Source organism: Pseudomonas chlororaphis, from assembly GCA_001023535.1.
GTDB lineage: Bacteria > Pseudomonadota > Gammaproteobacteria > Pseudomonadales > Pseudomonadaceae > Aquipseudomonas > Aquipseudomonas chlororaphis_E.
In genome coordinates, this window is the sequence record CP011020.1 from 2,675,265 (window position 1) to 2,692,511 (window position 17,247).

Consider the following 17,247-nt stretch of genomic DNA (forward strand, 5'->3'; position numbering starts at 1 on the left):
TCGTCACCTGTGGTTAATCTGTGGCCCTGCTTGGCCGATACCTGGAATGACAGACCCTACTGAAAACAAGGTCGGATAATTCCCAGGGAGATGGAAATATCAGCTTTTTTCAATACGGCGATATTTAGCGAACTTTCCATATAAAAGCACGCCCAGAGCCATAAGACTCAGCGGAACCTCGAACCATGAAGAAAAACCTGCGTTTCAGCCATAAAATCCTCCTTGCCGCCGCCCTGATCGTCGTTGCCGCCTTCGCCTCCTTCACGTCATACAACGATTACCTGCAACGCAACGCCATCCGCGACGACCTCGACGGCTACCTGCATGAAATGGCCGAGGTCACCGCGAGCAACATCCAGACCTGGCTCAGCGGGCGGATCCTGCTCATCGAAAACCTGGCCCAGAACATTGCCGCCAGCCCGGACTCCGCCAGCGTCACCCGGCTGCTGGAGCAGAAAGCACTGACCGCAACCTTCATGGCTTCCTACCTGGGCGACGCCCAGGGCAGCTTCATCATTCGCCCCGACGCGAAGATGCCCGACGGCTTCGACCCTCGCGTACGCCCCTGGTACAAGGGCGCGCAGAGCAGCAGCACCTCGACCCTGACCGAACCGTACATCGACGCCGCCAGTGGCGGGCTGATCATCTCCATTGCCAGTGCTGCCCGGAACGCCACACAGACCGTCGGCGTCGTGGGGGGTGACCTGAGCCTGCAAGCCATTGTCGACAACCTCAAGACCGTGGACTTCGATGGCATGGGCTATGCCTACCTGGTCAGCGCCGATGGCAAGATCCTGGTGCACCCGGACAAGGCCCTGGTCATGAAAACCCTGGCCGAAGCCTACCCAGGCAACACGCCGAAAATCAGCGAACAGATCACCGAAGTCGAGGTGGACGGCCACTCGCGCATTGTCACTTTCGTGCCGATCAAGGGCCTGCCTTCGGTGAACTGGTACGTCGGGGTCTCGGTGGATAAAGACCTGGCCTACGCGATGCTCAGCGATTTCCGTACCTCGGCAGTCGTGGCGACGATCATTGCCGTGATCTTCATCATCGCGCTGTTGAGCATGCTGATCCGCCTGCTGATCCAGCCGCTGCACACCATGACCCGGGCCATGGAGGACATCGCCGACGGTGAAGGCGACCTGACCAAGCGCCTGACGATCCAGAACCAGGACGAATTCGGCATTCTGGGCATCGCTTTCAACCGTTTCGTCGAGCGCATCCACGGTTCGATCCGCGAAGTGTCCTCCGCCACCGAACACGTCAATGAAGTCGCCCTGCGCGTGGTGAGCGCGTCGAACTCGTCAATGGTCAACTCCGACGAACAATCGAGCCGCACCAACAGCGTGGCCGCCGCGATCAACCAACTGGGCGCCGCCGCCCAGGAGATCGCCCGCAATGCCGCCCAGGCGTCCCATCAGGCCAGCGACGCCCGTGGCCTGGCCGAGGACGGCCAGCACGTGGTAGACCGCAGCATTGCCGCGATGAATCGCCTTTCCGAGCTGCTGAGCACGTCGAGCAACAACGTCGAGACGTTGAACAGCAAAACCGTGAACATTGGCCAGATCCTGGAGGTGATCACCAGCATTTCCCAGCAGACCAACCTGCTGGCCCTCAACGCCGCGATCGAGGCCGCTCGGGCCGGTGAAGCCGGACGCGGGTTTGCCGTGGTGGCGGACGAGGTGCGCAACCTCGCCCACCGCACCCAGGAATCGGCACAACAAGTGCAGACCATGATCGAGGAACTGCAGGTCGGCGCCCGGGATTCGGTCATGACCATGAACGACAGCCAGCGCCACAGCCAGGAAAGCGTGGAGATCGCCAACCTGGCCGGCGAGCGCCTGAACAGCGTGACCCAGCGCATCGGTGAAATCGACGGCATGAACCAGTCCGTGGCCACCGCCACGGAAGAGCAGACGGCCGTGGTGGAATCGATCAACGTCGACATCACCGAGATCAACACGCTGAACCAGGAAGGGGTGGAGAACCTGCAATCGACCTTGCGCGCCTGTGCCGACCTGGAGCGGCAGGCGGCGCGGCTCAAGCAGTTGGTGGGCAGTTTCAGGATCTAAAGCGCCTGAACTGGCCTCATCGCGAGCAAGCTCGCTCCCACGGGGATTTGCGCTAACCCTGTGGAAGCTCGCTCGCGATGAGGGCCTGTCAAATCAAGCAACACTCCACTGACACCCCCGCCCCACCGCAACCCAACCGAACATCTATTCTTCATAAAGGTCAACAAAGGAGAACACAGACCGGAGGGATGTTCATCGTGCATATAGCGGACATAACCATGTTCTACGCCCCTGCCAGCGGCGGCGTGCGCACTTACCTGGATGCCAAGCACCGGCGCCTGGGCGATCGGCCCGGTATTCGCCACAGCCTGCTGATTCCCGGCGCACATTTGAGCGAGCACGACGGGGTCTACAAGGTCCCAGCCCCGGCGCTGCCTTTCGGCAAGGGCTACCGCTTCCCCCTGCGCCTGGCGCCCTGGCGCAATGTCCTGCGTGATCTGCAACCGGACCTGATCGAAGTCGGCGACCCCTACCTCACCGCCTGGGCCGCCCTGGATGCCCGCCGCCAGCTCGACGTGCCCGTCATTGGTTTCTATCACTCCGACCTGCCACTGCTGGTGAGCAACCGCATGGGCAACTGGTTCACCCCCAATATCGAAGCGTATGTCAGCAAGCTGTATGGCAACTTCGACCGGGTCCTGGCGCCCAGCCAGGTCATGGCCGACAAGCTGACCGGGCTGGGGGTCAGGAATGTCCACGTGCAACCCCTGGGCGTGGATCTGCAAACCTTCACCCCCGCCGCCCGTGACCCGGAGCTGCGGGCGGAACTGGGGATCGCCGAAGACACCCGCCTGCTGATCTTCGCCGGTCGCGGCTCCAAGGAAAAAAACCTGCCGGTGCTGCTCAAGTGCATGAAGCGCCTGGGCGAGCGCTATCACCTGCTGCTGGTGGGCTCATCGATGCCGGCGCTGGTGCCGGACAACGTCACCGTGGTGGATGAGTTCTGCCCGGCACCGCAAGTCGCGCGGCTCATGGCCAGCGCCGACGCGCTGTTGCATGCCGGCGACCAGGAAACCTTCGGCCTGGTGATCCTCGAGGCGATGGCCAGCGGCATCCCCGTGGTGGCCGTGGCAGCCGGCGCCTTCACCGAAATCGTCCATGAAGACTGCGGCCTGCTGTGCACACCGAACAATCCACAAGCCATGGCCAACGCCGTGCGGCAACTGTTCGCCGAGGGCTGCCAGCGCCGTGGCGTGCTGGCGCGCCGGCACGTGGAGCGTTATTACGCCTGGGATTCAGTGGTCAACAACCTGCTGGGGCATTACTACGCGGTGCTCGGCGAGCAGATGCCACTGCTGGCCAATGGTTGAAACGAGGACCGTGCCGATGAATACCTCGCCCAGCGTGCTTTTGGTGCTGCACGACGTAGCGCCGCAAACCTGGCCCGACTACCAGCCCTTCGTCGAAGCCGTCGACGCCCTGGGCGATGTGCCGATGACCTGGCTGGTGGTGCCGGATTTCCACCACACCAATGCATTGCAGGACCACCCCGACTTCCGGCGCCTGCTCGACCGACGCGTGGAGCGCGGCGACGAACTGGTGTTGCACGGCTATTACCATTGCGACGATGGGCCGGCGGCTCGCCACCCCAAGGACTGGTTCATGCGCCGGGTCTACACCCATGAAGGCGAGTTCTACAGCCTGGACGAAGAAGCCGCCCTCGCCCGCCTGCGCGCCGGCATCGAAACCTTCGAGCGCTACCAATGGCCGCTGGAAGGCTTCGTCGCCCCGGCCTGGCTGATGAGCGAAGGCACGCGCCGGGCCTTGCGTCAGTTACCGCTGAGCTACACCAGCGACACCCAGCACCTGTATCGCCTGCCCGACTTTACTCCGCTCGACGCTCCCGGGCTGGTGTGGAGCGCCCGCAGCGCCTGGCGCCGGGGGCTGTCGAAAGTCCTCAGCGACCAACGTGAACAGCGCTGGCGCCAGGCACCGGTGATTCGGCTGGGCCTGCACCCAGTGGACATGCGCCATCGGTTTTCCCGGGACTACTGGCTGCAGACCCTCGAACGCCTGCTCAATGAAGGCCGCGTGCCAATGACCAAGGTCGACTGGCTGGCCACCCAGGGCCTGCGGGTCAGCAGCGCGGCATGAAGCGGCTGCTCTGGCTGGCCGCCGCGCTGCTCATGGCCTTGCTGGTCCCGCTGTTGGTGGGCGGCACGGACATGTGGGCACGGGTACAGCGCTTTCCCTTGTCCTTGCTGCTGATCATGCTCGGCATGATCGTGCTGTGCTGGGCCCTGAACTCGCTGCGCCTGCGCCTGTTGCTGGGTGAGCACCGGGGGCGCCTGGGCCGGTTCAAGAGCCTGGGGGTGGTGATGTCCACCGAGTTCGCCATGTGCGCGACACCCGGCGGCAGTGGCGGGCCACTGACCTTGATGGCCCTGCTGGCGCGCAATGGCGTACGGCCGGCCCACAGCAGCGCCGTATTCGCCATGGACCAGTTGAGCGACCTGCTGTTCTTTCTCTGCGCCCTGGTGGGCATCCTGTTCTACGCGCTGTTCCAGAACCTCAGCCAGCGCATGGAATGGATGCTGGCCGTGAGCGCTGTTTCATTGTTTGGCGGGCTGTTCGGCTGCGTGCTGGTGGCGCGCTATCACCGCCGGTTGATCCTGCTGGGCGCGCGCCTGCTGCGGCATCTGCGAGTGAAGACCGCCACCCGCCATCGCTGGGGACGCAAGATCCTGCATTTTCTCGCAGCGTTCACCGACACCCTGAAACTGCCACGCCAGACGCTGTTCCAGGTATTCGGCCTGACTTGCCTGCATTGGGCGTTGCGTTACAGCGTGCTGTACCTGGCCTTGAAGGGGCTGGGGGCGGACTTGCAATGGGCCTGGAGTTTCCTGATCCAGATGCTGTCCTTGAGTGCCGGGCAATTCAGCCTGCTGCCGGGCGGTGCGGGGGCGGCAGAACTGACCTCGGCGGCGCTGCTCGCGCCGATGGTGGGCAAATCCACCGCGGCCGCGGCCATCCTGATCTGGCGGGCGGTCACCTATTATTTTTATCTGGTGGCCGGTGGGCCGGTGTTCTTGCTGATGGTCGGGCGACCATTGATCAAGAAGCTGATCAGCCTGCGTCAGGCGTGAGGGCTGGCTGCTCGGGATCGGGATGATCTTCGGGATGGGTCTGTTTCCACAGTTCGGCGGCGTCGGGAAACTCCGTACCGTCTTCCGGGCCCAGCTCCTCGGGATCGTAGCGGCTCAGGCAACCCTCACCGAGGGTGGCCGGCGCCTTCGAAGTGGCTTTGTCCAGTGGATCGGTCATGGTGCACCTTCGGTAAACATCTGGCGGGCATGCTGTGGTGAGGGCGCTTGATCCCCCACCACGATGGCCGTTCGGTCAGAACACCACAGTCTTGTTGCCATGCACCAGCACCCGGTCTTCCAGGTGATAACGCAAGCCTCGCGCCAGGACCATTTTCTCCACATCACGCCCGAAACGCACCATGTCTTCGATGCTATCGCTGTGGCTGACGCGGACCACGTCCTGCTCGATGATCGGACCGGCGTCCAGCTCCTCGGTGACGTAATGGCAAGTGGCGCCAATCAGCTTCACGCCGCGCATCGAGGCCTGGTGGTACGGCTTGGCACCGACGAAGGACGGCAGGAAGCTGTGGTGGATATTGATGACCTTGTGCGCGTATTCGCTGCACAGGGCCGGCGGCAGGATTTGCATGTAGCGGGCCAGCACCACCACCTCGGCATCGTGCTGCTTGACCAGGCGCGAGACTTCGGCGAATGCCGGCTGCTTGTCCTGCGGGTTGACCGGTACGTGGTAGTACGGGATGCCGTGCCACTCGACCATGCTACGCAGGTCGTCGTGGTTGGAAATCACACAGGCGATATCGCAGTCGAGCTCATCGCTGTGCCAGCGGTGCAGCAAGTCTGCTAGGCAGTGGGACTCGCGGCTGGCCATCAGCACCACGCGTTTTTTCTGCGCGGTGTCGGTGATGCGCCAGTCCATCGAGAACTCTTCGGCAATCGGCGCGAAAGCCTCGCGAAAAGCCTCGATGCCAAAGGGCAGCGAGTCGGCACGAATCTCGTGACGCATGAAAAACCAGCCGCTCTGATTGTCCGAGTGATGGCTTGCTTCAGTGATCCAGCCGTTATGGGACGCCAGAAAGTTACTGACTTTAGCAACGATACCGACGCGGTCCGGGCAAGCAATCACCAGCCGAAAAGTGCGCATTAGGGGAACTCCAGAACTTCGCAAAGGCGGCTATTCTAGCCATTGCGCGGCAAAACTGCAGTATCGATCAAGCAATCGGTGCCCCACGCGCCCCTGAGCCGCGCAAGGCGCAGCTCAGGGCGGCTAGCTATATGTGTGAACGGGCGTGAAGTCGGCGGGACGGTATTTAACTGCAATAGCGATTTTTGTGGCACAGCACTAATTAATTAAATAAAACATCGGTTAAATGTTTACTTGATGAAACTGTCTGATTACTATTGCCGCACTGTGCCCTTGTCACCCCAAGCCCTACATAAGGTAGTCCACATGTCCCTGATCAATGAATACCGTGCCACCGAAGAAGCCATCAAAGAACTGCAAGCCCGTCTGAAAAACCTGTCCCAGGACGACAAGCTGCAGACCGAGCTGGAATTCGAAGGCAAACTGCGCACGTTGATGGGCGAATACTCCAAGTCCCTGCGCGACATCATTGCCCTGCTGGATCCGGATGCCAAGTCGAGCAAGGCTCCACGTGGCGCCGTCAAAACTACCGGCACCAAACGTGCTCGCAAAGTTAAGCAATACAAAAACCCGCACAACGGCGAAGTCATCGAAACCAAAGGTGGCAACCACAAGACGCTGAAAGAGTGGAAAGCCAAGTGGGGCGGTGACGTGGTTGAAGGCTGGGCAACCCTGCTGGGTTAAGCCTCACCGGCTCGCACCGTTCCTTGCGAAAAAAAAACGCCAGCATTGCTGGCGTTTTTTTATGCCTGTCATCTTGCTTACTTCACGACAAATCAAGGCTTAAACGTTTACGCAATTGCTGGCTGTAGCCTTGCCATTGCATGAGTACTTCTCGCTGTAAGGGTGTCGCCAGGGACAGCCACTCTGCCATTGCCACATCAAAACTTTCCAGGGTATTAGGCGCGCCCCATTGCGGGGAAGACAGGCGTTGTTGACAGAAAACTCTCCAACGCTGCTGCTCTTCAGCATTCAATGTGTCCGGGAAGTTGCGCGCACGATAACGGAACAGTAGTTCCGGTAAACGCTCATCGTCGAACGGCCAGCGCTCTTGTGCCAATTGTGCCGGATCGGCCAGTCGGACTTGTTCACATAAACGCCGGTCACGATCGCCAATGAAGCCTGCGTATAACTGTTGCTCGGGATCGTCGCTGGCGGCGAAATCCTCCCGTGCGTAAATGGCCTGAAGTTTGTCCTGCCAAACTTGTTGCGCGTCCGTCAGTTGTAACGCCCGCTGCTGGTAGCCGGCCATGTCCAGTTGCAAGCGCTGCTGGTCCTCGGCCCGCAGCACCGAGAGCGGCGCGACCACCGGGCATTTGTTGATGTGGATGAGCTTGAGCGGCACCGGCAGCTCGCCTTCGAGCAGCGCTTCGCGGCGGGTGTACAGACGCTGGCGCAGGGTTTCGGCGTCGTGGTCCAGCAACCCCTGGGGATCAAGGTGCAAGTCGCAGACAATCAGCGCGTTGCGGTTTTTCGGATGCCAGGCCAGCGGCAGCACCACACCGATAAAATTTCGCGCGGCCGAGAAGCGCCCGGAAATGTGCACCATCGGCTGTAACAGGCGCACCTGGTCCATCACCTTCTGTTTGCTGCGCAGCTGGAACAGCCAATCGTAGAGCCGGGGTTGCCGCTGGCGAATCAGGCGGGCCAGGGCGATGGTGGCGCGCACGTCCGACAACGCATCATGGGCCTGGCCATGATCGATGCCATTGGCGGCGGTCAGGCGCTCGAGCTTGAGAGTGACGCGGCCATCTTCCTCCGGCCAGACGATGCCGTCCGGGCGCAGGGCATAGGCGGCGCGCACCAGGTCGATCAGGTCCCAGCGGCTGTTGCCGCCCTGCCACTCACGGGCATACGGGTCGAAGAAATTGCGATAGAGGCTGTAGCGGGTCATCTCGTCGTCGAAGCGCAGGGTGTTGTAACCGGCGCCACAGGTACCCGGCGCGGCCAGTTGGGCATGGACGCGGGTCATGAAGTCGGCTTCGCTCAAGCCGTTTTCCGCCAGGCAGTCCGGGGTGATCCCGGTGATCGCACAGGCCGCCGGATGAGGCAGGATGTCGTCGCTGGGCCGGCAATACAGGTTCACCGGCGCGTCGATTTCATTGAGTTCGAAATCGGTACGGATCCCCGCCACCTGCAAGGGCCGGTCGCAACGCGGGTTGATGCCGGTGGTTTCGTAGTCGTACCAGAAGATGGAAGTCACGGGCTGTTCCTGAACTGTAGACGGGCGAAGTCTAGGCGCTCGACCCTACCGCCGGCCAGCACTGTGCCTGTTTTGGAAACACTTCCGAGGGGCGCGAGCCTGCTCGCGAAGGCAGCGCCACCATCCGCCTCGACATCACCCGCCTCACCGCGTTCGCGAGCAGGCTCGCGCCCACCGTTTTCTGCTAGCATCGACGCCGACATCGACCGTTCGACCCGGCCCATCACTCAGGTTGCCCATGCTCGAGACACCAGCACTGCAAAGGACCGCGACGCTGCCACCGCCATTGGACACGCGGTATCAGGTCGAGACGCCCGAAGGCATCGACCTGCCATTGCGCCCGGCGGGGTTGATGCCCCGTTCACTGGCGTTTGCCATCGACCTGGCGATACGCGGCCTGGTGCTGGGCCTGCTGTTCATCATCCTGGCGTTCTTCGGTGAGCTGGGGATTGGCTTGGGCTCCATCCTGCTGTTCGTCATCAGTTGGTGGTACATGGTGCTGTTCGAAGTGCTGCACCAGGGCCGCTCCCCCGGCAAACAGATCATGGGCCTGCGCGTGGTGCAGGACGACGGCCGGCCCATCGGCTGGTCGGCGTCGCTGATCCGCAACCTGCTGCGCTTTGTCGACATGCTGCCCTTCGGCTATACCTTCGGCGCGATCAGTTGCCTGCAGCATCCGACCTTCAAACGCCTGGGCGACCTGGCGGCCGGCACGCTGGTGGTGTATCGCGAGCAACCGGTCAAGCGCCCGGCGCTGCCCATGGCAACGCCGATCCGCCCGCCTTTTGCCCTGAGTGTCGATGAGCAACGTACCGTGCTCGGTTTCGCCGAACGCCAGGCCGAACTGTCCCAGGCACGGGTCAGCGAGCTGGCCGCTATCCTGGCCGAGCCCTTGAATGTCCAGCCGCCACGGGCCGTGGCCGAACTCAACGGCATTGCCCGTGGCCTGCTGGGGCCTACATGAAGCAAAGTCTTTTCGAAAGCCGTCACCAAGAGGAATGGGACCGCCTGTCCCGGCAGCTCGACCAACTGGAACGCAACCGCCGCGTGCCCCAGGACAGCGACTTCCCGCCCGCCTACCGACGGCTCTGCCATCATTTGGCGCTGGCCCAGGCCCGGGGCTACAGCAGCTTGTTGGTGGATACCCTGCAACAACTGGCGTTGCGCGGCCACCAGCAACTCTACCGGGACCGCAGCCGACCGTCGGCGAGCCTTTCGGACTTTATCCTGGCCGGTTTCCCGCGACTGGTCCGCGCGCAATGGCGCTTCGTGCTGGCGGCGAGCGTAATGTTCCTCGGCAGCCTGATCGGCATCGGGCTGCTGGTGTACCTGTTTCCCGACCTGGTCTACAGCATCCTGGGCGCCGAGGAAGTCAGCCAGGTGCGCGGCATGTACGATCCGGCCGCCGGACACCTGGGACGCTCCGTCGAGCGCGCCTCCAGCGAAGATTGGATCATGTTCGGCTACTACATCATGCATAACATCGGCATCGCCTTTCAGACGTTCGCCAGTGGCTTGATGTTTGGCTTGGGCAGCGCGTTCTTCCTGTTTTTCAACGGACTGACCATCGGCGCAATCGCCGGTCACCTGACCGAGATCGGTTCCGGCGGGACGTTCTGGCCCTTCGTGATCGGCCACGGCGCGTTCGAACTGACCGCCATCGCCCTGGCAGGCGCCGCCGGCCTGCAATTGGGCTGGGCGTTGATCGCCCCGGGCCGCCTCACCCGGGGCGAGGCGCTGCGGCTCGCCGCCGGCAAGAGCGTGCAGATCATTGCCGGGGTCATCCTGTTCCTGCTCATCGCCGCGTTCATCGAGGCCTATTGGTCTTCCAGCGCCGTGACGCCCGCCACCAAGTACACGGTCGGCGCACTGCTGTGGCTGCTGGTGATCAGCTACCTGTCGCTTGCCGGACGAGCCCGCCATGCGCCTGAGTGACGCCACCGTCGTGATCCGCCCCCGCACCACCTGGGAAGCCATGGACCTGGGCGTGCTGATGAGCCAGCAGCATCGACGGCTGCTGATGACCAGTTGGGCCATCAGCACCCTGCCCGTGTATGCGTTGCTGACGCTGTTGTTGTGGAAGTCACCAAACCTGGTGATGTTCCTGTTCTGGTGGCTGAAGCCGGCCTTCGACCGCCTGCCGTTGTACATTCTGTCCAAGGCGCTGTTTGGCGAAACCCCGACATTGCGCCAGGCCTTGCGCCAATGGCCAGCGCTGCTCAAGCCACAGTTGCTGGCAAGCCTGACCTGGCGTCGGCTGAGCCTGAGCCGCAGCTTCCTGATGCCCGTGGTGCAATTGGAGGGCCTGGCCGGCGAGGCCCGGGAGCAGCGCTTGCGGGTGTTGTTGCAACGCAATGGCGGCGCCGCGCAATGGTTGACCGTCATCGGCGTGCATTTGGAGACCGCCCTGTGGTTCGGCCTGATGGTCCTGTTCTATCTGTTCGTGCCGCAACAGGTCGAACTGGAATGGGACTGGCAGAAGCTGATAACCGCGACCGAACAGGACTGGTTGTGGTTCGAGCACCTGGTCAACGTTCTTTATCCCCTGCTGCTGATCGTCTGGGAGCCGATCTATGTCGCCTGCGGCTTCAGCCTCTACCTGAACCGGCGCACGATCCTCGAGGCCTGGGACATCGAACTGGTGTTCCGACGCCTGCGCCAGCGCCTGCTCGGCGTCGCGCCATTGCTGCTGTTGCTGGCCTTGACGCTCGCGCCCATGCCCCCTGCGGCCTGGGCCGACGAAGACAGCAACGCTCCCGAGCGCCCACGCCTGCTCAACCAGCCCCTCACTAGCGAAGCCTCCAGGGACAGCATCAAGACGATCCTGCAAGCACCGCCGTTCAAGAACCCGGAAACGATCACCCGCTATCGCTTTGGCGAAGAGAAAAGCCAATCGCCCGAGGCCGAGGCCAATCCGGACTGGCTCAAAGGGTTGTTCAAATGGATGGCCGGCCAGCGTTTCGACCTCGCCGCCGGGCTGATCCAAATCCTGCTCTGGGCCTGCCTGGCGAGCGCGATCGTCTGGCTGGTCTGGCGCTATCGGGAACGACTCAACCTGTTGATGGTTCGCCGCCCGGCCAAACAGCCCCACCTGGACCGACCGGCTCCGACGCAGATGTTCGGCCTGGATATCCGCGAAGAAAGCTTGCCGGTGGATGTCGCGGCCAGCGCCGAGCAACTGTGGTCGGCCCATCCCCGGGAAGCGCTGGGCCTGCTCTACCGGGCGCTGCTCAGCCGCTTGCACCATGACTTCAAGGTGCCCTTGAAAGCCGCCGACACCGAAGGCCAGGTGCTGCACCGGGTCGAACAGCTCGAAAATGAACGCCTGCTGGGGTTCAGCAAACGCCTGACCCTGCATTGGCAGAACATCGCCTATGGGCACCGGGCACCGCCGCCCGACCTGCAACAGCAACTGTGTGACGACTGGCGTGGGCTGTTCGGCCCGGGAGCCACCCCATGAGCCGGCGCGCCGCTTGGCTGACCCTGGCCCTGGTGGCCGCGCTGCTCGCGGCGCTGGTGAGTTACCTCAGCGCCAAGGCCGTGCCGTACCAGGAAACCGTCGATCACGGCCCGTCCCCTGAAGCCCAGGCCAACCCCTACCTGGCCGCCGAACAGTTCTTGCGCCAGCAAGGCATCAACGTCGCGCACGCCAACAACCTGGATGGGCTACCGGCCCTGGAACCGCGCCAGAACAGCCTGCTGTTGCTGGGCGAACGCACCAACATGACACCCCGCCAGGTCGAGCAACTGCTGAACTGGACCCGGGCCGGTGGCCGCCTGTTGTTTGTCGCCGAGGCCCTTTGGGATGACAGCACCGGCAGCAGCGGCGATCTGCTGCTGGACCGCGTGCGCCTGCGCCAGTCCTTGAGCAAGGACCTCAAGCAAGCGCCACCCGAACTCATCAAAGACCGCTATCCCGAGCTGACCAAGCTGTACCTGGAGGACGAAGAGGCCCCGGCGTATGTCGGCTTCGACACCGACTTCCACCTCGAAGACCCGCACAACCTGGCCCAGGCCTGGGCGAACAGCGCACAGTCCACCCACATGATGCAACTGAACCATGGCCTGGGTTCGATCACGGTGATCACCGACGCCGAGTTGTGGAAGAACGATCAGATCGAGCAGTACGACAACGCCTGGCTGCTCTGGTATCTGACTGCCGACACCGATGTCACGCTGCTGTTCAACACGGACCACGACAGCCTGCTGACCTTGCTGCTGCGCTATTTCCCCCAGGCGCTGGTGGCACTGCTCGCACTGGTTGCGCTGTGGCTCTGGCGCTCGGCGGTACGCCTGGGCCCGATCCAGCCGCCGGCGTCCAAGGCCCGGCGTCAGCTGGAAGAGCACTTGCAGGCCAGCGCCGGCTTCCACATGCGCCACAATGGCCGGCAGTACTTGCTGCAGGCCTTGCAGCAGGATGTGTTGCGCCGCGCCAGGCATCTTCATCCGGGCTTCGAACAACTGGCGGTTGCCGACCAATGGCAGGTGCTCGCCCGCTTGACCCGCCAGCCCACGCGAGCCATCAGCCAAGCCTTGAGCCCGCGGCCGAAACAGCGCCTGTCCAACGCGGAGTTCTGCCGTCAGGTCGCCCATTTGCAAACCCTCAGGAATGCCCTATGACTGAACAGAACGAACCTGTCGACGGCCAGGCCCACGCCGTCCAACAGCGCCAGCGCGCCAGTCAGTTGGCCCAGGCCATCCGCACCGAACTGCACAAGGCGGTGGTCGGCCAGGCGGCGGTGATCGACGATGTGCTCACGGCGTTGATCGCCGGCGGTCATGTCCTGCTCGAAGGTGTTCCGGGCCTTGGCAAGACCTTGCTGGTGCGTGCGCTGGCCCGCTGTTTCGGTGGCGAGTTCGCGCGCATCCAGTTCACCCCCGACCTGATGCCCAGCGATGTCACCGGTCATGCGGTGTACGACTTGCAGACCGAGCAATTCAAGCTGCGCAAGGGGCCGGTGTTCACCAACCTGCTGCTGGCCGACGAGATCAACCGCGCGCCGGCCAAGACCCAGGCCGCGCTGCTCGAAGCCATGCAGGAACGCCAGGTCACCCTCGAAGGCCGCGCCCTGCCCATCGCCCAGCCGTTCATGGTGCTCGCCACCCAGAACCCCATCGAACAGGAAGGCACCTACCCGCTGCCGGAAGCCGAGCTCGACCGCTTCATGCTCAAGGTGCGGATGGACTACCCCGACGCGGAGCGGGAGTTGGACATGGTTCGCCAGGTCAGCCGCTCGACCCGTGCCGACATGCTCGACGTGCAGCCGCTGCGCACGGTGTTGCAGGCCAAGGACGTGCAGGTGCTGCAACGTATCGCCAGCGACCTGCCGATGGACGATCAGGTGCTCGACTACGCCGTGCGCCTGGCCCGCACCACCCGCAGTTGGCCGGGCCTGACCCTTGGTGCCGGACCTCGCGCCTCGATCGCGCTGGTGCGCTGTGCCCGGGCCCGAGCATTGTTGCGTGGGGGCGAATTCGTGGTGCCGGACGACATCAAGGGCTGCGCCCTGGCCGTGTTGCGTCATCGGGTACGGCTGGCACCGGAGCTGGACATCGAAGGGCTCTCGGTGGACCAGGTGCTCGGGCAACTGCTGGACCAAGTGCCGGCGCCGCGGTTGTGAGTCACACCAACATGATCAGGAACACCTTTGTGGCGAGGGGATTTATCCCCGTTGGGCTGCGAAGCGGCCCCCGGATTCCGACTGATACACCGCAAAGGGCCGCTTCGCGGCCAGCGGGGATAAATCCCCTCGCCACAAAAGCTCGCTCTGCATTTCTTTCGCAGGAAACGTTCCGATGAAACCCTCCCGCCTGCTGCTGACCTGGCTCGCCGTCCTGCTGGCCGTGAGCATCCTGCTGGGTGCATTGCGGGCATTGGGCGTGGCGCTGCCGGCGACGCTGCTGTCGATCGACTGGGGCTTGATGCTGGCCCTGTTGGCCCTGGCGCTGATCGACGCCGTGCGCCTCAAGCGCTTGCCCTCGCCGCGGGTGCAACGGCAGATGCCGGGCAGTCTGGCGCTGGGACGCTGGGGTGAAGTCCGGTTGGACATTACCCATGATTTTGCCCAGCCCTTGCAGATTCAGCTTTTCGACCACGTACCGGACGGCCTGGATTTCGACAACCTGCCGCTGTCGGTCGAGCTTCAACCCGGCCAACGCAGTCAGATCGGCTACCGCCTGCGCCCGCTCAAGCGCGGCCATTTCAGCTTCGAACACTGCGAGGTCAGCCTGCCGAGCCCACTGGATCTGTGGTCTGACCGGCGCCTGCTGGACGCCCTCGACGCCACCCGCGTCTACCCCGATTTCGCCCGACTCTACGACGGCCAGTTACTGGCGGTAGACAACTGGCTCAGCCAGCTCGGCATACGCCAACGCCAGCGGCGGGGCCAGGGCCAGGAATTCCATCAACTGCGGGAATTTCGCGAAGGCGACAGCCTGCGGCAGATCGACTGGAAAGCCACCGCCCGCCATCGCACGCCGATTGCCCGGGAGTATGAGGACGAGCGCGACCAGCAGATCATCTTCATGCTCGATTGCGGCCGCCGCATGCGCAGCCAGGACGGCGAACTGTCGCATTTCGATCACGCGCTCAACGCCTGCCTGCTGCTCAGCTACACCGCGCTGCGCCAGGGCGACGCCGTGGGCCTGAGCACCTTCGCCAGCGACCAGGCTCGCTACCTCGCCCCGGTCAAGGGCAGCGGCCAGCTCAATGTCCTGCTCAACGCCGTGTACGACCTCGACAGCAGCCAGCGTCCCGCCGACTACCAGGCAGCCGTCACTCAACTGCTGGCCCGGCAAAAGCGCCGGGCGCTGGTGGTGCTGGTGACCAACCTGCGCGATGAAGACGACGAAGAACTGCTGGCCGCGGTGAAACGGCTGGGCCAACAGCATCGGGTCCTGGTGGCCAGCCTGCGTGAAGAAGCCCTCGACCGATTGCGTCAGGCGCCGGTGCAGACCCTGCCCGAAGCCCTGGCCTATTGCGGCACGGTGGATTATTTGAATGCGCGGGCCCAATTGCACCAGCAGTTGAGCGCCCACGCCATTCCCACGCTGGACGCCCGCCCCAGTGAGCTGGGCGCGCAACTGGTGACCCAGTACCTGGCCTGGAAGAAGGCCGGAACCGCTTAGACCGGATCTGTAAGAAAGGTCCGGGCGACTACTGCGCCGTGCGCAACGGACTACAGACCCGCCAGAATCCGCCGACTTGTGCGCCTTGGCCTTGCCCCGTAACTTGATTCGCGTCGCTGATTTCCAGCGATCGGGTTTAGTCGCCCGGTGGTAAAGGTGATGCGCACAGGCTTCATCCAGTCGGGTCCCCCTATCCCCGCACTTGATGGTGTCTGTTCGCAGGGCGCCCTCGGGCGCGCCGGGCTTTCGCTTTTCCACCGGTCGACTAACCTGCGTTCAGCCGCCACAACTCGTTTAGTCGCGAGTGTCTGGCAGCCCACCACGCGAAGGTCCAGCGCTGACTTGCAAAACTGGAGAACGATGAAGGACCTGTGGGAGCGGGCTTGCTCGCGAAGGCGGCGTGCCAGGCAATACATGTGCAGTTGCCCCACCGCCTTCGCGAACAAGCCTGCTCCCACAAGGGGTCGCCTGTGACCGCTAAACCCATGACGATTCCCTCGTTGGCTCAGGTATGGATCAGGCCGACGCTGGCAACGTGTGGAAACTGAAATACTGGCGCAACGCATTGACCAGTTGGCTGTACTCCGGCGGCGCCCAATGCAGGCTGAAGCCGGCGTCGAAGTGTTGCGGCGTCACGTCTTCGTGGCACCACAGGCAGGTGGCTTTCAACTTAATGTTCAGCGACGGCCCCTCATCGGCCGGCAGCTTGAGGAGCAAGTCAAAGTCGGCCCCCACCATCAACGGCAGATGGCTGATCAACATCAGGCCATCCTGAGAGACATTACCCAGGAATCCGAGGGGCTTGTCATTGACGCCGTTAAACACTTTCAGGAAGTACGGCAGCTGTTGCCGTTCGATACGCCTCTTTTTGTACATGTCTTGTATCGCTTTTTGGACGACCCCGCGCAGGGGCTACCGATACTTCGGAACGAGCCAAAGGACCTGCTCGCTCTCCCCGATCCCGGTGCCAGACGCTCGCCAGCGCCTAAGCCTAGTTATTGCCGGTCACAGGTGCCCCTTGTTTTAGAGGGTTAGCTCTAATGCGACTTGTACAACTATAGCTGAAGGTTCCGACGCAGCCAGTACACACGCCATGTTTAATGTAGGACAACACGACAACGCGCAAGTGGCCGGGAATTTCGCCGGCCATGCGCCAGGGGCAGGAATCAGGACGCAGGACGGATCGCCGCGGCACTGCGCGTCGGGTAATGCCCCAGGCTCTGCAAGGTTTCAAGACGGGCGCGGGCGCGGAATGCATATTCGCTGTAAGGGTACTGCGCAATGATGAACTGATACGTTTGCGCCGCATCGATGAACAGCTTCTGGCGCTCCAGGCACTGGCCACGCAGCATCGAGACTTCCGGCTGCATGTAGCGGCGGGCACGGCTGGCGCGGTCGACCTGGGACAGCTCGAGCATCACCTGCTCGCAATTGCCACGGTCATAGGCCTTGTAGGCCAGGTTCATGTGATGGTTCATCGACCAACGGGTGCAGCCCGTGATACTCAGGGCCAGGGCAATAAAAAGCACGAATCGCATGGGGAGGTTCTCCTGTCTTGAGTTCTTTATCGACCTGGGCAAGAAAATCTTCAGCCTCAAAACGTCTACCTTAGGTAAATGCAAATCCCGTGGCGAGGGAGCTTGCTCCCTCGCC

17 protein-coding genes are annotated in these 17,247 nt (G+C 63.0%); 11 read left to right on the top strand and 6 right to left on the bottom strand.

Annotated elements, in window-relative coordinates; genetic code table 11:
- Positions 1-185: 185 nt before the first annotated feature.
- The 4 genes from VM99_11780 to VM99_11795 all read left to right on the top strand — a co-directional run bounded on the left by VM99_11780 (position 186) and on the right by VM99_11795 (position 5,161).
- Positions 186-2,075, top strand: coding sequence for a chemotaxis protein (locus VM99_11780; GenBank protein ID AKJ98707.1), 1,890 nt, complete (start codon positions 186-188; stop codon positions 2,073-2,075).
- Positions 2,076-2,263: 188 nt separating this feature from the next.
- On the top strand, positions 2,264-3,385 hold the full coding sequence (locus VM99_11785; GenBank protein AKJ98708.1) for a glycoside hydrolase: 1,122 nt from the start codon (positions 2,264-2,266) through the stop codon (positions 3,383-3,385).
- Positions 3,386-3,401: 16 nt separating this feature from the next.
- Positions 3,402-4,169, top strand: a complete 768-nt coding sequence (locus tag VM99_11790; GenBank protein AKJ98709.1) for a deacetylase — start codon at positions 3,402-3,404, stop codon at positions 4,167-4,169.
- Positions 4,166-5,161 carry a membrane protein gene (locus VM99_11795; protein ID AKJ98710.1) on the top strand — a complete coding sequence of 332 codons (996 nt, stop codon included), beginning with the start codon at positions 4,166-4,168 and terminating at the stop codon, positions 5,159-5,161. The genes VM99_11790 and VM99_11795 overlap by 4 nt, the downstream gene beginning before the upstream one ends.
- Here the strand turns inward: VM99_11795 and VM99_11800 are convergent.
- Both VM99_11800 and VM99_11805 read right to left on the bottom strand, forming a co-directional pair.
- On the bottom strand, positions 5,142-5,339 hold the full coding sequence (locus VM99_11800) for a hypothetical protein (protein AKJ98711.1): 198 nt from the start codon (positions 5,337-5,339) through the stop codon (positions 5,142-5,144). The genes VM99_11795 and VM99_11800 overlap by 20 nt on opposite strands.
- Positions 5,340-5,414: 75 nt before the next feature.
- Entirely contained in the window at positions 5,415-6,263 is an 849-nt protein-coding gene (locus VM99_11805; protein AKJ98712.1) for a formyltetrahydrofolate deformylase, read from the bottom strand.
- A gap of 306 nt (positions 6,264-6,569) precedes the next feature.
- Between VM99_11805 and VM99_11810 the strand changes: the two genes are divergently transcribed.
- A complete protein-coding gene (locus VM99_11810; GenBank protein ID AKJ98713.1) occupies positions 6,570-6,947 on the top strand; it encodes an H-NS histone in 378 nt (125 codons plus the stop codon).
- Positions 6,948-7,029: 82 nt separating this feature from the next.
- Here the strand turns inward: VM99_11810 and sbcB are convergent, their stop codons facing one another.
- Positions 7,030-8,466, bottom strand: coding sequence for an exonuclease I (gene sbcB / locus VM99_11815; protein AKJ98714.1), 1,437 nt, complete (start codon positions 8,464-8,466; stop codon positions 7,030-7,032).
- Positions 8,463-8,690 (bottom strand): hypothetical protein, encoded by a 228-nt coding sequence (locus VM99_11820; protein AKJ98715.1) that lies wholly within the window; start codon positions 8,688-8,690, stop codon positions 8,463-8,465. The genes sbcB and VM99_11820 overlap by 4 nt, the downstream gene beginning before the upstream one ends.
- Before the next feature lie 14 nt (positions 8,691-8,704).
- Between VM99_11820 and VM99_11825 the strand changes: the two genes are divergently transcribed.
- The 6 genes from VM99_11825 (at position 8,705) to VM99_11850 (ending at position 15,594) form a co-directional block, all read left to right on the top strand.
- Complete coding sequence (locus tag VM99_11825) at positions 8,705-9,430, top strand: membrane protein (protein AKJ98716.1); 726 nt, start codon at positions 8,705-8,707, stop codon at positions 9,428-9,430.
- On the top strand, positions 9,427-10,401 hold the full coding sequence (locus tag VM99_11830) for a membrane protein (GenBank protein ID AKK01737.1): 975 nt from the start codon (positions 9,427-9,429) through the stop codon (positions 10,399-10,401). The genes VM99_11825 and VM99_11830 overlap by 4 nt, the downstream gene beginning before the upstream one ends.
- A complete protein-coding gene (locus VM99_11835; GenBank protein AKJ98717.1) occupies positions 10,388-11,926 on the top strand; it encodes a membrane protein in 1,539 nt (512 codons plus the stop codon). The genes VM99_11830 and VM99_11835 overlap by 14 nt, the downstream gene beginning before the upstream one ends.
- A complete protein-coding gene (locus VM99_11840) occupies positions 11,923-13,086 on the top strand; it encodes a hypothetical protein (protein ID AKJ98718.1) in 1,164 nt (387 codons plus the stop codon). Before VM99_11835 ends, VM99_11840 begins: the two co-directional genes overlap by 4 nt.
- The gene (locus VM99_11845) at positions 13,083-14,087 is read left to right on the top strand and encodes an ATPase AAA (protein AKJ98719.1); all 1,005 of its coding nucleotides are present in this window, start codon (positions 13,083-13,085) and stop codon (positions 14,085-14,087) included. The genes VM99_11840 and VM99_11845 overlap by 4 nt, the downstream gene beginning before the upstream one ends.
- A gap of 175 nt (positions 14,088-14,262) precedes the next feature.
- Positions 14,263-15,594 carry a membrane protein gene (locus VM99_11850; GenBank protein AKJ98720.1) on the top strand — a complete coding sequence of 444 codons (1,332 nt, stop codon included), beginning with the start codon at positions 14,263-14,265 and terminating at the stop codon, positions 15,592-15,594.
- Between the two features lie 516 nt (positions 15,595-16,110).
- Here VM99_11850 and VM99_11855 read toward each other — a convergent pair.
- Both VM99_11855 and VM99_11860 read right to left on the bottom strand, forming a co-directional pair.
- Positions 16,111-16,470 (bottom strand): pilus assembly protein PilZ, encoded by a 360-nt coding sequence (locus VM99_11855; protein ID AKJ98721.1) that lies wholly within the window; start codon positions 16,468-16,470, stop codon positions 16,111-16,113.
- Between the two features lie 290 nt (positions 16,471-16,760).
- Complete coding sequence (locus VM99_11860) at positions 16,761-17,132, bottom strand: lipoprotein (GenBank protein AKJ98722.1); 372 nt, start codon at positions 17,130-17,132, stop codon at positions 16,761-16,763.
- Between the last annotated feature and the right edge of the window lie 115 nt (positions 17,133-17,247).

Excerpts from the sequence above, each read along its gene's own strand:
- VM99_11780 (AKJ98707.1), top strand. The coding sequence starts at position 186 with ATGAAGAAAAACCTGCGTTTCAGCCATAAAATCCTCCTTGCCGCCGCC.
- VM99_11785 (AKJ98708.1), top strand. The coding sequence starts at position 2,264 with ATGTTCATCGTGCATATAGCGGACATAACCATGTTCTACGCCCCTGCC.
- VM99_11790 (AKJ98709.1), top strand. The coding sequence starts at position 3,402 with ATGAATACCTCGCCCAGCGTGCTTTTGGTGCTGCACGACGTAGCGCCG.
- VM99_11795 (AKJ98710.1), top strand. The coding sequence starts at position 4,166 with ATGAAGCGGCTGCTCTGGCTGGCCGCCGCGCTGCTCATGGCCTTGCTG.
- VM99_11800 (AKJ98711.1), bottom strand. The coding sequence starts at position 5,339 with ATGACCGATCCACTGGACAAAGCCACTTCGAAGGCGCCGGCCACCCTC.
- VM99_11805 (AKJ98712.1), bottom strand. The coding sequence starts at position 6,263 with ATGCGCACTTTTCGGCTGGTGATTGCTTGCCCGGACCGCGTCGGTATC.
- VM99_11810 (AKJ98713.1), top strand. The coding sequence starts at position 6,570 with ATGTCCCTGATCAATGAATACCGTGCCACCGAAGAAGCCATCAAAGAA.
- VM99_11820 (AKJ98715.1), bottom strand. The coding sequence starts at position 8,690 with ATGGGCCGGGTCGAACGGTCGATGTCGGCGTCGATGCTAGCAGAAAAC.
- VM99_11825 (AKJ98716.1), top strand. The coding sequence starts at position 8,705 with ATGCTCGAGACACCAGCACTGCAAAGGACCGCGACGCTGCCACCGCCA.
- VM99_11830 (AKK01737.1), top strand. The coding sequence starts at position 9,427 with ATGAAGCAAAGTCTTTTCGAAAGCCGTCACCAAGAGGAATGGGACCGC.
- VM99_11835 (AKJ98717.1), top strand. The coding sequence starts at position 10,388 with ATGCGCCTGAGTGACGCCACCGTCGTGATCCGCCCCCGCACCACCTGG.
- VM99_11840 (AKJ98718.1), top strand. The coding sequence starts at position 11,923 with ATGAGCCGGCGCGCCGCTTGGCTGACCCTGGCCCTGGTGGCCGCGCTG.
- VM99_11845 (AKJ98719.1), top strand. The coding sequence starts at position 13,083 with ATGACTGAACAGAACGAACCTGTCGACGGCCAGGCCCACGCCGTCCAA.
- VM99_11850 (AKJ98720.1), top strand. The coding sequence starts at position 14,263 with ATGAAACCCTCCCGCCTGCTGCTGACCTGGCTCGCCGTCCTGCTGGCC.
- VM99_11855 (AKJ98721.1), bottom strand. The coding sequence starts at position 16,470 with ATGTACAAAAAGAGGCGTATCGAACGGCAACAGCTGCCGTACTTCCTG.
- VM99_11860 (AKJ98722.1), bottom strand. The coding sequence starts at position 17,132 with ATGCGATTCGTGCTTTTTATTGCCCTGGCCCTGAGTATCACGGGCTGC.